The sequence below is a fragment of the Advenella kashmirensis WT001 genome (assembly GCF_000219915.2).
GTDB lineage: Bacteria > Pseudomonadota > Gammaproteobacteria > Burkholderiales > Burkholderiaceae_B > Advenella > Advenella kashmirensis.
Genome location: NC_017964.1, coordinates 4114442 through 4129471 on the forward strand (window position 1 = coordinate 4114442; position 15030 = coordinate 4129471).

7 protein-coding genes and 4 pseudogenes are annotated in these 15030 nt (G+C 56.0%); 5 read left to right on the forward strand and 6 right to left on the reverse strand.

Features of this window, described 5'->3' with window-relative positions:
- Positions 1-39: 39 nt before the first annotated feature.
- Positions 40-2846: pseudogene (uvrA, locus tag TKWG_RS19295) on the forward strand (excinuclease ABC subunit UvrA).
- Positions 2847-3039: 193 nt separating this feature from the next.
- Here uvrA and TKWG_RS19300 read toward each other — a convergent pair.
- The 5 genes and pseudogenes from TKWG_RS19300 to TKWG_RS19320 all read right to left on the reverse strand — a co-directional run bounded on the left by TKWG_RS19300 (position 3040) and on the right by TKWG_RS19320 (position 8567).
- A pseudogene (locus tag TKWG_RS19300) lies at positions 3040-4670 on the reverse strand (acyl-CoA synthetase).
- 47 nt (positions 4671-4717) lie between these two features.
- Positions 4718-5422, reverse strand: a complete 705-nt coding sequence (locus TKWG_RS19305) for a helix-turn-helix domain-containing protein (protein WP_264300329.1) — start codon at positions 5420-5422, stop codon at positions 4718-4720.
- 304 nt (positions 5423-5726) lie between these two features.
- A complete protein-coding gene (locus tag TKWG_RS19310) occupies positions 5727-6857 on the reverse strand; it encodes a deoxyguanosinetriphosphate triphosphohydrolase (RefSeq protein WP_050981678.1) in 1131 nt (376 codons plus the stop codon).
- Between the two features lie 3 nt (positions 6858-6860).
- Positions 6861-7992: pseudogene (gene aroB / locus TKWG_RS19315) on the reverse strand (3-dehydroquinate synthase).
- The gene (locus TKWG_RS19320; protein ID WP_014752454.1) at positions 7992-8567 is read right to left on the reverse strand and encodes a shikimate kinase; all 576 of its coding nucleotides are present in this window, start codon (positions 8565-8567) and stop codon (positions 7992-7994) included. Before TKWG_RS19320 ends, aroB begins: the two are co-directional and overlap by 1 nt.
- A 209-nt stretch (positions 8568-8776) precedes the next feature.
- On the opposite strand from TKWG_RS19320, the pseudogene TKWG_RS19325 reads away from it, so the two are divergent.
- Positions 8777-11229 (forward strand): annotated as a pseudogene (locus tag TKWG_RS19325) (penicillin-binding protein 1A).
- Between the two features lie 248 nt (positions 11230-11477).
- Here TKWG_RS19325 and cyaY read toward each other — a convergent pair.
- The gene (gene cyaY / locus TKWG_RS19330) at positions 11478-11807 is read right to left on the reverse strand and encodes an iron donor protein CyaY (RefSeq protein ID WP_014752457.1); all 330 of its coding nucleotides are present in this window, start codon (positions 11805-11807) and stop codon (positions 11478-11480) included.
- A gap of 35 nt (positions 11808-11842) precedes the next feature.
- Between cyaY and lptM the strand changes: the two genes are divergently transcribed.
- The 3 genes from lptM (at position 11843) to TKWG_RS19345 (ending at position 14986) form a co-directional block, all read left to right on the forward strand.
- A complete protein-coding gene (gene lptM / locus TKWG_RS24165) occupies positions 11843-12142 on the forward strand; it encodes an LPS translocon maturation chaperone LptM (RefSeq protein ID WP_407636869.1) in 300 nt (99 codons plus the stop codon).
- Between the two features lie 304 nt (positions 12143-12446).
- Positions 12447-13694, forward strand: a complete 1248-nt coding sequence (gene lysA / locus TKWG_RS19340) for a diaminopimelate decarboxylase (protein ID WP_014752459.1) — start codon at positions 12447-12449, stop codon at positions 13692-13694.
- A gap of 374 nt (positions 13695-14068) precedes the next feature.
- The gene (locus TKWG_RS19345; RefSeq protein ID WP_041709664.1) at positions 14069-14986 is read left to right on the forward strand and encodes a TauD/TfdA dioxygenase family protein; all 918 of its coding nucleotides are present in this window, start codon (positions 14069-14071) and stop codon (positions 14984-14986) included.
- Positions 14987-15030 lie beyond the last annotated feature (44 nt).

Here is a 15030-nt window from a genome sequence, read left to right on the forward strand (position 1 = left end):
ATCCGCATTCGCGGTGCCCGTACGCATAATTTAAAAAATGTGTCGCTCGACCTCCCCCGTCATAAACTGGTCGTTCTGACCGGTTTATCCGGTTCAGGCAAGTCTTCGCTTGCCTTTGACACATTGTACGCAGAAGGGCAGCGCCGCTATGTGGAAAGCCTGTCGGCCTATGCCCGGCAGTTCCTGCAACTGATGGACAAGCCCGACGTGGACCTGATCGAAGGCCTGTCGCCGGCGATCTCCATTGAGCAGAAGGCGGCGGGCCATAACCCCCGCTCCACCGTGGGTACCATTACCGAGATCCACGACTATTTACGGCTGCTGTATGCCCGCGTAGGAACGCCCTACTGTCCCGTCCATGGCGAACCCCTGCAGGCGCAGTCGGTTGCACATATGGTGGACCACATTCTGGCCATGACTGCCGATACGCGCATTGCCATCCTGGCCCCCATCGCCCGGGAACGCAAGGGCAGCTATGAAGACGATTTTGCCCAGTTGCAGGCCCAGGGCTTTGTACGGGTGCGCATCAACGGCCAGATGACCGAGCTGGAGCCGCGCCCTGTTCTGAATAAAAACGAAAAACACTCGATTGATGTGGTCATTGACCGCTTGCGGGTACGGGAAGAAAGCAAGCAACGGCTGGCCGAGAGCATAGAGACCGCACTCAAGCTGGCAGATGGCCGCGTGCTGGTGCTGGATATGGACAATGAGCACGAACAGCCGTTTTCTATCCGCTATGCCTGTCCCATTTGCAATCATGCGCTGGCAGAGCTGGAACCACGCCTGTTCAGCTTTAACAACCCGGTCGGCGCCTGTCCAACCTGCGATGGCCTGGGGCACACCTGGTTCTTTGACCCGAAACGGGTTGTGGCCTTCCCCACCCTGAGCCTGTCCAGCGGCGCCATCAAGGGGTGGGACAAGCGCAATGCGTTTACCCATTCACTGTTGACCAGCTTGGCGGCGCATTACGAATTCGATATGGATGTACCTTTTGAAGAGCTCCCGCCGGCGATTCAGAAAACGGTGCTGTACGGTTCGGGCAGCGAAGAAATTTCATTTGTGTACCTGAACGACAAGGGCCGCGGCTCGGTCAAAAAGCATGCATTCGAGGGCATTATTCCCAATCTGGAGCGTCGCTGGAAGGAAACCGATTCCAATACCGTGCGTGAAGAACTGGGCAAGTACCGCAGCCTGCAGGTCTGCCCCGATTGCGGCGGCTCGCGCTTGCGTGAAGACGCCCGGCATGTGCTGATCGGCAATGAACCTCGCGGCGGTTCGCGGGTAGGCATGGCAATCTATGAAGTGGAGGCCATGGCGCTGTCCGAATGCCTGCACTGGTTTGAAAACCTGAATCTGACCGGATCCAAGCAGGAAATTGCCGATAGGATTGTGCGGGAAATCCGTGCCAGACTTGAGTTTTTGAACAATGTGGGCCTCAATTACTTGTCGCTGGATCGCAGCGCCGATACGATTTCCGGCGGCGAGGCGCAGCGTATCCGGCTGGCCAGCCAGATCGGATCCGGACTGACCGGCGTCATGTATGTACTGGACGAACCCTCTATCGGGCTGCATCAACGTGATAATGACCGGCTGATCCAGACCCTTGCGCATTTGCGCGATCTGGGCAACAGCGTGATTGTGGTCGAGCATGATGAAGACATGATCCGCTCGGCAGACTGGGTGGTGGACATGGGCCCGGGAGCAGGCGAGCATGGCGGCCAGATCATTGCCTCCGGCACCCGGACCAGATTGCCAATGATGAAGCATCGCTGACCGGGGCTTACTTGAGTGGACGCATGCGCATCAAGGCGCATAATCCGCGCAAGCTGGATAAGGAGCAGGCATGGCTGAAAATACGCGGCTGCTCGGGCAACAATCTGAAAAACGTCGAACTGCAGGTACCTGCTGGCAAACTGGTGTGCGTCACGGGTGTATCCGGTTCGGGTAAATCCACCCTGATCAACGACACGCTGGCAACGCTGATGGCACATGAATTGCATCGCGCCCAGACCGAGCCCGCCCCCTTTACGTCGGTAGAGGGGCTGGAGCACTTTGACAAGATCATCAATGTGGACCAAAGCCCTATCGGTCGTACGCCGCGCAGCAATCCAGCCACGTATACCGGCCTGTTTACGCCAATCCGTGAGTTGTTTGCGGGCACGCCAGAGTCGCGTACCCGCGGCTATGATCCCGGGCGCTTTTCCTTTAACGTCAAAGGCGGGCGTTGCGAGAGTTGCCAGGGCGACGGCGTTATCAAGGTTGAAATGCATTTTCTGCCCGATATGTATGTCCCTTGCGATACCTGTCATGGCAAGCGCTATAACCGCGAGACCCTGGAAATCCGCTACCGGGGCCGTACCATTAGCGATGTGCTGGATCTGACAGTGGAGCAGGCGCTGGAATACTTCAGCGCGGTGCCGGTGATCAATCGCAAACTGCAGACCCTGATGGACGTGGGCCTGAGTTATATCCGCCTGGGCCAGTCTGCCACCACGCTCTCGGGCGGGGAAGCGCAACGTATCAAGCTGTCGCTGGAACTGTCCAAGCGCAGTACCGGCAAGACCATGTACATTCTGGACGAACCTACAACCGGCCTGCACTTTGCCGATATCGCACTATTGCTCAAGGTGATCAACCAGTTGGTGGATGCAGGTAATACAGTTGTGGTTATTGAGCATAATCTGGATGTGATCAAGACCGCCGACTGGATTATTGATATGGGCCCAGAAGGCGGCCAGGGTGGCGGACAGATCGTGGCAACGGGCACGCCCGCCGATATTGCCGCCAGCCCGAAGAGCCACACGGGACGCTACCTGAAACCCCTGCTGGAAAGAGAAAAGGCCTGAGCAGCCCTACATGATTTCAGCAGGGGCTGCGCGCTTGCAGCGAGAACGATGCTCAAGCGAGACCGACGCGATAGATGACCAAGGGCTTAGTTGTGTTCGATCAACGGCTGATCGAACCTGGCCATGCGTGATGGATGCCTGAGCGTTATAAACACCGGTCCCTGGGTAGCCCTGTGAGCACCTGTGCCCAAAACTACCCGGCAGCTTCGGTGTAATTGCGCAGTTCCTTGCGAATGATTTTGCCGGTTGTGGTCATGGGTAGCGCGTCGACAAAATAAACGCGGCGCGGATATTCGTGTGCAGCGACGCGCGTTTTGACGTGTTCCTGGATTTCTTTTTTAAGCGCGTCCGATGGCGCCACGCCCTCGTTCAGCACGACAAAAGCAGTCACCGCTTCGGTGCGCTCGTCATCGGGCAGCCCCACCACGGCAACCATGCTAACCAGCGGATGCCCCAGAATACAATCTTCGATGGGGCCCGGGCCAATGCGATAACCCGCGCTGGTGATCACGTCGTCATTGCGACCGACAAAGCGGAAAAACCCCTCTTCATCCCGCACGCCCATGTCTCCCGTGACCAGGAAGTCGCCGGCAAATTTCTCCCGGGTAGCCTCCGGGTTATTCCAGTAGCCCAGGAACATGACCGGATCGGGACTTCTGACGCCGATATTGCCCTCGGTGCCGTCTGGCAACACCTGCCCCTGATCGTTGACAATCTGCACGTCATGCCCTGGCACGGCCTTGCCCATGCTGCCTATTTTGGGTTCGAACAGATCGGCGCAGGATGACACCAGCATATTGCATTCGGTCTGCCCATAAAATTCGTTGATGGTAATGTCCAGATTGCGGCGCCCCCAGTCTATCAATTCCAACCCCAGGCTTTCACCCCCGCTGGCAATGGAACGAAGCGCCAGCGGCCAGCGCTCACGCGGGTTTTCCAGCCGGCGCAGCATTTTAAGCGCCGTTGGCGGCAAAAAGGTGTGCGTGACCTGGTGCCGCGACATGATCTCGAAAGCGGCTTCGGCGGTAAATTTAGAGAAGCGGCAGGCCAACACGGGAATGCCGTGATGCAATGACGGCATCAGGACATCAAACAGACCGCCGATCCACGCCCAGTCTGCAGGTGTCCACATGACTTTGGCATTGTCGGGAAAGAAATTATGGGAGATTTCAACGCCGGGTAAATGCCCCGGCAAGACCCGGTGCGCATGCAGGGCCCCTTTGGGCTTGCCGGTTGTGCCAGACGTGTAAATGATGACGGCCGGATCATTAGCCAGGGTGCGCGCCGGCTCAAGGGTATCGGGCTGCTGTTGCAGCGATGGCCAGAATGCCAGCGTTGCCGCTGTATTTTGCGTGGCGTCAATATCCACAACCGTTTTCAGTTCGGGCAAGGGTGTCGCAATCGTGCCCAGCTTGGCCACCCCATCTGCATTGGTTACCAGGCTCGCGCGCCGGAATTGGACAGACGATAAGCCAGCGCATCGGAGCCGAACAGTGAAAACAGAGGAATGGCAATGAGTCCCAGCTTGTAGCAGGCAATATGCGCAATCGCAGTTTCAATGCCCTGGGCAAGCAAAATACCCACCCGATCGCCACGCGCCACCCCAGCCTGTTGCAATACATGCGCGAACTGGTTGGAATAGGCTTTCAACTGGTCAAAGGTGTAGTACTGGATATCCGAGGGCGACTTTTCATGAATGATGGCAAGGCGGCCGGTTCCGTCTGCCCATTTATCACAAACGTCAATGCCGATATTGTAGTGTTGCGGCACATTCCAGTGGGTAGCCGATACTGTTGCGGCATAGGTTGCATGGCGTATAAGCAAGGCAGGTCTCCTTTTCTTTTTATTGTATATCGGTTCGCTGTCGTCGCTTATACGTCATTCACGTTTTTCACACTCTCGGAAACCCGTATTTGCTTCGTTTTCCGCCGGTATTCCGACGGCGTCATGCCCTGCATGTTCAGAAATGCCGTAGCGAAATTCGCGGCATTGGAAAACCCCACGTCTTCAGCAATGGTTAGGGTGCGCAACGACGTGGTGGCCAGCAGGTGTTTTGCTGTACGCATACGTAAATCACGAATGTATTCAAAGGCACTGCAACCGCAAACATTGTAGAAGGCGCGATTCAGGCGCTTTTTATTCATGGACACCAGCGCTGACAATTTGGGCAGACTCAGGTCTTCAGACAGATGCTCCTGGGCATATTGCATGACGATGCGCACGGCCACTTCATCATCGCTGTCTATGGTACCCGGATGCGGGTCTTGGCCCTGCGGCAGGGACATGGATGCCCGCTGTTGCCGCACACTATGCAACCGCTGGGAGATACCCGCATGAATGCGGATGCGCGCCACTACTTCATCATACGGATGAGACTTGGAGATGAAGTCGGAGGCCCCATATTCCAGTGCCTGCAGGCGCGATTGCGGATCGTCCAGATCGCTATAGAAGAGCACGGGGATATCTGTGGTGAGCGTGTTGGCCTTGAGCCGACGACATAGCGGAAGACCATCAAGTCGGGGCAAGTGCAATTCCGAAACAACGACATCGGCTGCAGCGTAATGGCTTTTTCGTATCCCTGCAGCCCATCAAATGCAACTGTGATACGGAAACCAGCGCTGCGCATGGCAGCAAGCACGCCGTGCAAACTCTGCATATTGCCATCGACAAACAGAGCATGAGAGCTGCGCAAGAGTGGGGCCGGACTGTCCATAGGATTTCGCTTGACTAACTAAATTGAAAATGCGAAATCATTTTCCAACAAGATGCACAATTCCTATTTTGAAAATACTCTTGATGCTTTTTGAAAAAAGAATGAATTGTACTTTTATGAATAATTCTTAATGTCAGTCAATTCAATTTGCCGTGCAATACCCCGGTTTATACGACAAAGAGACGCTTGTATTCTTTGATCGCATAACGATCGGTCATCCCGGCGATATAGTCGGCAATAGCGCGCGCCTGCCTGCGTTCATCATCGTGCCGGTAGTCTGCCGGCATCAGCCGCGGATCATCCACAAAAGCCTTGAACAGTGATTGGACAATGGTGCTGGCCTTGTTCGCCATGCGCATCACCTTGTAGTGGCGATACAGATTATGCATGAGGAAGGATTTGAGTTCGTCTGCCTGCGTACGCATGGCGTCTGAAAACTGCAGCAACGCCGGCGCTTCTGTCACGTCTTCACGTGTCTGAATGTGATGAATGCGCAGATTGTCCCGGGTCGTGTGGGTCAGGTCAACGATCAGCGCGTTGATCATGCGCCGGATAATTTCGGCAATAAGCCGGCGCCCGGTCACGTCGGGAAACAGACGACTCACTTCATCATGGTAGGTGGCAAACAGTTGCACCTGACGCATCTGTTCAATCGTGATCAGACCGGAACGCAGGCCGTCATCAATATCATGATTGTTATAGGCAATTTCGTCGGCCAGATTGGCCAGTTGCGCTTCCAGGCCCGGTCGCTTTCTATCAATAAAGCGCTGCCCTACTTCGCCCAGTTGGCGTGCGTGCGACAGCGAACAATGTTTGAGAATTCCCTCGCGGGTTTCAAAAGTCAGATTCAGGCCGTTGAACGAGGCATAGCGCTCCTCCAGCTCATCGACCACCCTCAGGCTTTGCAGATTGTGCTCGAAGCCGCCCGCCCCGGGACGCAGCGTCTGCATGGAATCGTGAAGGGCATCCTGTCCGGCGTGGCCAAATGGGGTGTGACCCAGGTCATGGGCAAGCGAGATCGCTTCGGTCAGGTCTTCGTGCAATCCCAGATTGCGCGCCACCGCCCGTGCAATTTGCGCCACTTCCAGGCTGTGGGTCAGGCGGGTACGGAATAAATCACCTTCGTGATTAACAAAAACCTGTGTTTTATATTCGAGCCGGCGAAAGGCCCCGCTATGGATGATGCGGTCACGATCCCGCTGGAAAGGGTCGCGCGCCGGGTCGGCATCTTCCTGATGCTGCCGCCCCCTGGAGTGGGCAGGATGGGTCGCGTAGGGCGCTAGCGTGGTCACTGTCATGCTTTATGCCTGGGTGCCGGCCATATCGGAAACCTGAGCTGCGCGACGACCGATGGCAATATCGCCGACCGTCTCGCTGAGCGTTTCCTGAACCTGCTTTAATGGAGCAGCCTGAACCACCGCCTGGCCGATTGCCGGCATGAGTACATAACGTATTTCGCCGCCTCGGTTTTTTTATCGCCCTGCATCAGGTCAAGCCACGTGCTCTCCCCCAGATCCGGCGCAATATCCGGACAGCCGATGGCGTGCACCAGCGCGCGTACCCTCGCGATATCGGTTTCAGGCAGGCCCAGCACCTTGCCCGAGAGCACGGCAGCCTGAACCAGCCCGCAGGCCACTGCCTCACCATGCAGCCAGGTGCCAAACCCCAGACCTGCCTCGATCGCATGACCGAAAGTGTGGCCCAGGTTAAGGATGGCGCGCAGACCGGTTTCCTTTTCATCTTCTGAGACGACCTGCGCCTTGAGCTCACAGCAGCGTGCGATGGCATAGGCCAGCGCGTCTGCATCAAGCGCCACCAGTTGCGCGACATTGCTTTCGCACCATTCAAAAAACGTACGGTCCATGATCAGACCGTATTTGATCACTTCAGCCAGTCCGGCCGACACTTCGCGGGCCGGCAGGGTGCGCAGGACATTGATGTCGATATCGACACTGATGGCTGATAGAAGGCGCCGATCATGTTTTTGCCCAGCGGATGATTGACCGCGGTTTTGCCGCCCACCGAGGAGTCGACCTGGGCAAGCAGCGTTGTCGGAATCTGCATGTAGCGAATGCCACGCATATAGGTCGCTGCCGCAAACCCGGACATATCGCCGATGACACCACCGCCCAGCGCCAGCACGACGGCGCGGCGGTCCAGTTTTTCGCTCAGCATGCGATCGTAAATGGTATTGAGCGTATCCAGTGATTTGAAGGATTCGCCATCAGGCACAATGATGGTGAGCACCGGTTTGTTCAGGCCGGCCAGTGCCTGGCGCAATGCGTCTCCGTACAGCCCGTCAACGACAGGATTGCTGATGATGACCAGCCGCGTTGCATTGGCCGGGACCGATTCGGCAATATGCTGCAGGCGCCCCGGCGCAATGTGAATGGGGTATTGTCCGGCAGATGTAGCGACGTTAACTGGGGCCATCAGATTCTTTCACCTCGTTGTTGATAATCTTTCAATAGACGGTCAATCGCGTCAAGTACCGTATTGATGGAGCCGTGGCTGGTTTCGATGGTGAAATCGGCCAGGCTTTCATAAATGGGTTCGCGCTGTTTTAACAGTTCTACGATACGCGCTTTAGGATTGGCCGTCAGCAGCATGGGGCGATTTTTATCCTTTGCGACTCGCCGAAAGAGCTCGTCGCTGCCCGCCTTCAGGTACAACACGATACCGCGTGCGCGCAGCAGTTCCTGATTTTCGGGCGCCACAACGGCGCCACCGCCGGTGGCCAGGACCACATCGCGCCGCAAGGTGATCTCCTGCAGTACCTGGGTTTCCCGACGCCGGAAACCGGCTTCGCCTTCGATATCGAAGATGGTTGGAATACTGACCCCGCAACGGGCCTCGAGTTCGTGATCAAGATCAAGAAACTCGCGACCCAGCGAGCGGGCCAAGCCTCGGCCGATGGTTGTTTTGCCGGCGCCCATCATGCCGATAAGGAAAATGGGCGCCTGACCGGTGTGGCGGACATGGGAATTGTCCTGTTCTGTATGCTGCATGTACGTAAAAAGGTTTTTCTCCCGGTTACGCCGGGGCGTGAAAAATACAGACGTTCTATGACAGTTGTCAAAGAAATGACACCATGTTTTCAAGGATTTGTCGTTTATTTGTTGCAACATAGCACATGTACACCACACAGCACAATTCAGTTACAGAAAGAGCCGAAAAATTCAGCTTTTCCTGCTAGAAGGTATTAAAATTGCCTGCGATGAGTACACGTAAACCCAACTCCCCTCGTAAAACTGTGCAGCGCCCGAGCGCAGGCTCGCGCATAGGCCGGTTCCTTTTTCAATCCGTCATATTCTGCATTGGCCTCGGGCTTTGCGGTTTGTTGCTGGGTACCCTTGCCGTTGCGCTGACTTGGCCGAATCTGCCGGATCTGAAGGCGATGACCGATTATCGCCCGCGGGTGCCGTTGCGCGTGTACACGGCAGATAAAGTCCTGCTGGCCGAATACGGCGAAGAGCGACGTAACGTCTTGCGCTTCAATGAAATTCCGGATGTTATGAAACAGGCTTTGCTGGCGGCAGAAGATGATAACTTCTACAGTCATGGCGGGGTCGACTGGTCTGGCGTGGGTCGTGCAGTTATTGCCAACCTGGTTTCCGGCGCCAAATCACAGGGCGCCAGCACGATTACCATGCAGGTTGCACGAAACTTCTACCTGTCCTCGGAAAAATCCTTCATCCGTAAGTTCTACGAACTGATGCTCACCTACAAGATCGAACAGAACCTGAGCAAGGAACAGATCCTTGAGCTATATCTGAACCAGATCTACCTGGGGCATCGTTCCTATGGTTTTGCCGCCGCTTCCCGCACATACTACGGCAAGCCGCTGTCAGAGGTTACCATTGCCGAAGCCGCCCTGCTGGCCGGTATTCCCAAGGCGCCTTCCCGCTTCAATCCGCGCGCAAACATGAAACGTGCTGTCGCACGTCAGCATTACGTGCTCGATCGCATGGAAATGCTGGGATACATTACACCCGAACAGCATCAGCAGGCCATGGCGCAGAAAATCGTCCTGCGTGACAATACGCAGGAAACACCGGAAACCAACATTGCCCGTCATGGCCAGTACGTTGCAGAACTGGCCAGGCAGCTCATGTACAACGTTTACAAAGACAATGTATACGGGCGTGGCCTGAGTGTTTACACGACCATCCGCTCGGAAGACCAGGAAGTGGCCTATCATGCGGTACGCGAAGGCATCATGTCGTATACGCGAAGAAAACCGTATCCCGGACCGGCGGCTCAGGTTGATCTGCCTGAAGGGATCGAGAATGATACGGAACGGTTTGATATTGCCCTTGAAGAAATCCGCAATAAATACCGCGACAGCGATGACCTGGTGACAGCCGTGGTGCTCTCGTCCAGCGCCACCAAAGTGGTCGCCGCGCGCACGCCGGAACAGATCTATGAATTGAGCGGCAAGTCTTTGGGCTATGTGAAACGGGCCCTGGTCAAAACCGGACCGGTTTCCCGTCGGATCCAGCGTGGTTCAGTCATTTATCTGCAGAAAGTGGACGACACCTGGACGATTATCAATATGCCGACGGTCGAAGGCGCGTTCATTTCCCTGAACCCGCAAAATGGCGCCATCGAATCGATGATCGGCGGGTTCGACTTCAACCGGGGCGATTTCAATCGCGTCACCCAGGCCTGGCGCCAGCCCGGTTCTACCTTCAAGCCCTTCGTGTATGCAGCCGGTCTTGAACGCGGTATTACACCCGGCACCAATATTTCGGATCAGCCTTTCATCTGAGCGCCGCGCAGACGCGTAGTAAACCCTGGAGCCCGAAGAACTACGGTAATTCGTACTCCTACAGCCAGACCATGCGCCAGGGTTTGTATAAATCCAAAAACATGATATCCATCCGCATTCTGCAAACGGTGGGTCCGGAGTTCGCCAGTGAATTCATCTCCCGCTTTGGCTTTGATCCGGCACGTCAGCCGCCCAAAAGCGCGTACCTGACCATGGCGCTGGGCGCCGGCAGCGTAACGCCGCTACAAATGGCCAGTGCCTACTCGGTGTTTGCCAACGGCGGTTATCGTATCAATCCGTACATCATTGATTCCGTTGTGGATATTGCCACGGGACGCGTCATCATGAAGGCCCAGCCAGCCGTGGCCGGCGACGAAGCCAACCGCGTACTGGATCCCCGTACAGCCTATGTGATGAATGAACTGCTGCGCGGCGTGGCCAAATCGGGCACCGCCGCCAGAACCCAGGCCACGCTCAAACGCAATGACATTGCGGGCAAGACCGGCACCACCAACCAGTCATTTGATGCCTGGTTCGCCGGTTTTACACCCAAACTGGTAGGCATTTCCTGGCTGGGCTTTGATCAGCCCAAATCACTGGGCGACAAGGAAACCGGGGGCGGCGCGGCCATGCCGATCTGGCTCACGTACATGCAAACCGCCCTCAAAAAAGTGCCTGTGACCCAGCCCGGCCCAATGCCTGAAGGGTTGACCAAAGTGGGTGACAACTACTATTTCTCTGAATTTCCGCAGGGCAAGGCATTGGCTAATATAGGTGTGTCGGGCAGCGGTGCTCGGGATTCGAATGCTGCCAAACCGGCAGGCTCGCCATCGGGTGACGCCATCGGCAAGGCCCTGGAGTCGTTCAACCCCATGGGTGGGCCACCCATACGGTTTTAAGCACCCCAAATCGGTTTATGGCCCCAAAGGCAAGGATCTGATGATCTGAAGTAGCAGGCAACCGGTTTGGCCACGGATAAAAAAGGGTTCATGCACATCTCATGCATGAACCCCTTTTTTTATTGCTCTTTTTACTTCCGGGTCGCGCGGAACGATTCAACCTGCACGCGGCCTGGCATATAGATCGCCGCCACAATTGTGATCGCGGCGATATCCGGCCTGAAATACAGCGATTATGCCGCGCTGCTTCAGAGGGTTATGGTGAGCGCGCGACCGGTAATATCGGAAAAAATGCTGCTCAGGTTATCCTGAAGCGTCGTCCCGGTGCGTGTGTCCACCCAGTTGGTGTTATCGAACTTGTAATGAAATCCGCCGGACGGCGCGGCTACCCACATTTCCTGAAGCGGTGCCTGACTGTTGACCACGACGTGGGTTTTCTGATTGAATACGATAGTGAGTACCTGACCGCTGCGGCTGGCATCCAGGTCAATATCCAGTGTTTCAAACCAGTCGTCGGCTTGTTCATGGATCTTGTCCAGGATGGCATCTGCGCGTGCAAGAAATTCTGATTCAGTCATAATATGGTTCTGTAAAAAATTTAATAGGGTGTGCCGTGTCTGCGCCAAGTATAAAACGCCTTTTAGCCATTATTGTAACCCTCCTTGTCGGGAGTGTGGGTTTAACGGCTTGCGGCTATAAAGCGCCACTGTATCTTCCCACTGCCGAGCAAAAACAGAAGCTGCAGGAACGTGAAGAGCGCATCAAGCCCGCAAGGCGAAGGCCGAAGCAGAAAAACAGGCGAAGCGGCAAGCGGCCAAAAACGCTGCCACCGCGCAACCCGCTGGCGGCACCAGCTCAACTGCCGCACCGTGATAGCGCATTGCAAGTACGCGATAAAGCGCTTGCGCTGTGAGCTGTGGCACGGTGACCTGGCGCAGTTTGATCCTTATTACTGCACGAGACAGGCCACCACAGCCCACCCAATGAAAGCGGACACGTCGCCCGCTCGGCAACGCCGACCGGTTGGGGACCTGATAGCGTGACGTTCTTTATGCTTCTATAGTGCTTCTATAACCCAGTCATCATCTGTGCTGACCCCATTTCTGTCATCCCCGTATGACTTCACCCTTTTAATTGTTTCATTAACTACTGTTTATCATGTCTGAACTGAATGCCCCGGCGGTGCACCCTTTTTTCATTACGACGGCTCGCAACTCATGGCAGAGTCGGTCTCTGTTTCCGAGCTGGCGGCACGCTACGGCACACCGCTGTACGTTTATTCCCGTGCAGCGCTCAAGGCGGCCTGGGAGTCCTACGCACAGCCGCTGACCAATCGCAACGCACTGGTCTGTTTCGGCATGAAAGCCAATTCCAATCTGGCCGTATTGCAGCAATTTGCGCAATGGGGTAGCGGTTTCGATATCGTTTCCGGCGGCGAACTGGCCCGAGCCCTTAAAGCAGGCGCCCGCCCCGACACCATTGTCTTTTCCGGCGTGGGCAAGCAGGATTGGGAAATCAAAGCCGGACTGCAAGCAGGCGTCAAATGTTTCAATGTGGAGTCTACCGACGAGCTGGAACGCATTTCTCTTATCGCAAGCCAGCTGGGACGCACCGCGCCGGTATCACTGCGCGTGAACCCGGACGTGGACGCCAAGACCCACCCCTATATCTCCACCGGGCTGAAGGACAACAAATTTGGCATTGCAATTGAAATAGCAGCGCAGGTATACCAGCGCGCTGCCGTCCTGCCCGGCATCCGGATCGTCGGTGTTGATTGTCATATCGGGTCTCAGATCACACAGATAGAGCCGTATCTGGATGCGCTGGAGCGCCTGCTTAATCTGATTGATACCCTGGCCGGCCTGGATATCCGGCTGGCACACCTGGACATCGGCGGTGGTCTGGGCATCCGCTATCAGGACGAAACACCCATTGCGCCAGCCTTGCTGCTGGACAAGGTGTTCGCCAGACTTGAAGAACGCGGTTATGGACATCTGCAACTGATCATGGAACCCGGGCGTTCCCTGGTTGGCAATGCCGGCATCCTGGTCACCCGGGTGCAATACCTGAAACATCACGAAAGCAAGAATTTTGCCATCGTGGATGCCGCCATGAACGACTTGCTGCGCCCGACCCTGTACGACGCCTGGCATGGGGTGCTGCCTGTTGTCAGCCCGTCGAATACACGCGACGTGAACGATGCGGCACAAGCCCGCGTGTACGATATTGTCGGTCCGATCTGCGAAAGCGGCGACTGGCTGGCGCGCGACCGCCAGTTGCAATTGCAGCAAAATGACCTGCTGGCAATCGAATCGGCCGGGGCTTATGGCTTTGTCATGTCGGGCCATTACAACACGCGGCCGCGGTGTGCAGAAGTGATGGTCGACGCGGATCAGACTTATCTGATCCGCCCCCGCGAAACCATCGAAGAACTGTTCGCTTCGGAGCAGATGCTGCCTGGTTGAGGTTACCTGCCGCCGGCCCTTGCCCCCGGAGAATCAATCAAAGCGAGTGCCGCAATCCGGCATTCGCTTTTTTCATTATGACAACTGGCATAGGGAATGCAGTCACGGCCATAACGCGTCCAGCGACAGATATAGCGCTGCATCTAACCTGCCCCCGCAACAACAATCACCCGCGCGCGCGATGCGCCCATCAAACAGGCTCCGGTTGTACCGTTGGCAAGAAACAGTATCACCCCCAGGAAGCCTCCAGCGCTTTATGGGCTCCAGTTAGGTCCTTATATCCGAATATATAAATAAGAATTTTCTATTTTACGTATAAGAATTCCTTATATACAGTAGCCATATCTGATCCCCCATTTTGTCTTTGGTCATCTATGTCTGCCGTCTACGCTTCACTCTCGTCTTCTCCTGTGCCTGTTGGCCAGCCCGAGTCCTCTGCATCACCTTTTGTGATACGGCCACTGGCCGCAGCGCTTGGCGCTGAGGTGCTTGATCTGAACCTTGATCAACCACTGTCCGACGAGGCATTCTCACGTATCAGGCAAGCCTTTTCGGATCACCATGTGCTGGTGTTTCGCAAGCAGGACATTACGCCGGCGCAGCATGTGCAATTTAGTCGTCGCTTCGGACCGCTGCAGATTCATGTATTGAGACAGTTCCAGTTGCCAGGCCACGAAGAAATTCTGCAAATATCCAATATCCGGGAAAACGGCAAGCCGATCGGCCTGGGCGATGCCGGCGCTTTCTGGCATTCCGATCTGTCGTACAAGGCGGTGCCCAGTCTGGGCTCGCTGCTGCATGCCCGTGAGTTGCCCGACTCCGGCGGCGATACCCATTTTGCAAATATGCACCTGGCCTGGGAAACCCTGCCTGCATCGCTGCAAAAAGTGTTGCTGCCGCTGAAAGCAGAGCATAGTTACATCAAGCGCTACGAAGAACAGCGCGCCAAGGCGCCGTGGCGCCCGGCACTGACGCAGGCGCAGCTGGATGAAGTGCGCCCAGTGGTCCATCCGGTAGTCACGACCCATCCTGACAATGGCCGCAAGACCCTGTTCGTAAACGAACACTTCACCTCGCGTATTGTCGGTCTGCCGCAGGATGAGAGTGAGGATCTGCTGCAGCAACTGTTTGCGCACAGTGTCCGTCCCGAATTCATTTATACCCATCAATGGCAGAAGGACGATATGGTTTTCTGGGATAACCGCTCGGTCATCCATCTGGCCGGCGGCACCCCCGACGATCAGCGTCGCCGCCTGAACCGGACCACAGTGGAAGGAACCGCGCCAGTTTGATCACAACTGTGTTAATACGCGATGCGGCCTGGGTCGGGTGAATC

Coding starts and splice junctions, on each gene's coding strand:
- TKWG_RS19310 (WP_050981678.1), bottom strand. CDS start 6,857: ATGACAGTGACCACGCTAGCGCCCTACGCGACCCATCCTGCCCACTCC.
- TKWG_RS19320 (WP_014752454.1), bottom strand. CDS start 8,567: ATGCAGCATACAGAACAGGACAATTCCCATGTCCGCCACACCGGTCAG.
- cyaY (WP_014752457.1), bottom strand. CDS start 11,807: ATGACTGAATCAGAATTTCTTGCACGCGCAGATGCCATCCTGGACAAG.
- lysA (WP_014752459.1), top strand. CDS start 12,447: ATGGCAGAGTCGGTCTCTGTTTCCGAGCTGGCGGCACGCTACGGCACA.
- TKWG_RS19345 (WP_041709664.1), top strand. CDS start 14,069: ATGTCTGCCGTCTACGCTTCACTCTCGTCTTCTCCTGTGCCTGTTGGC.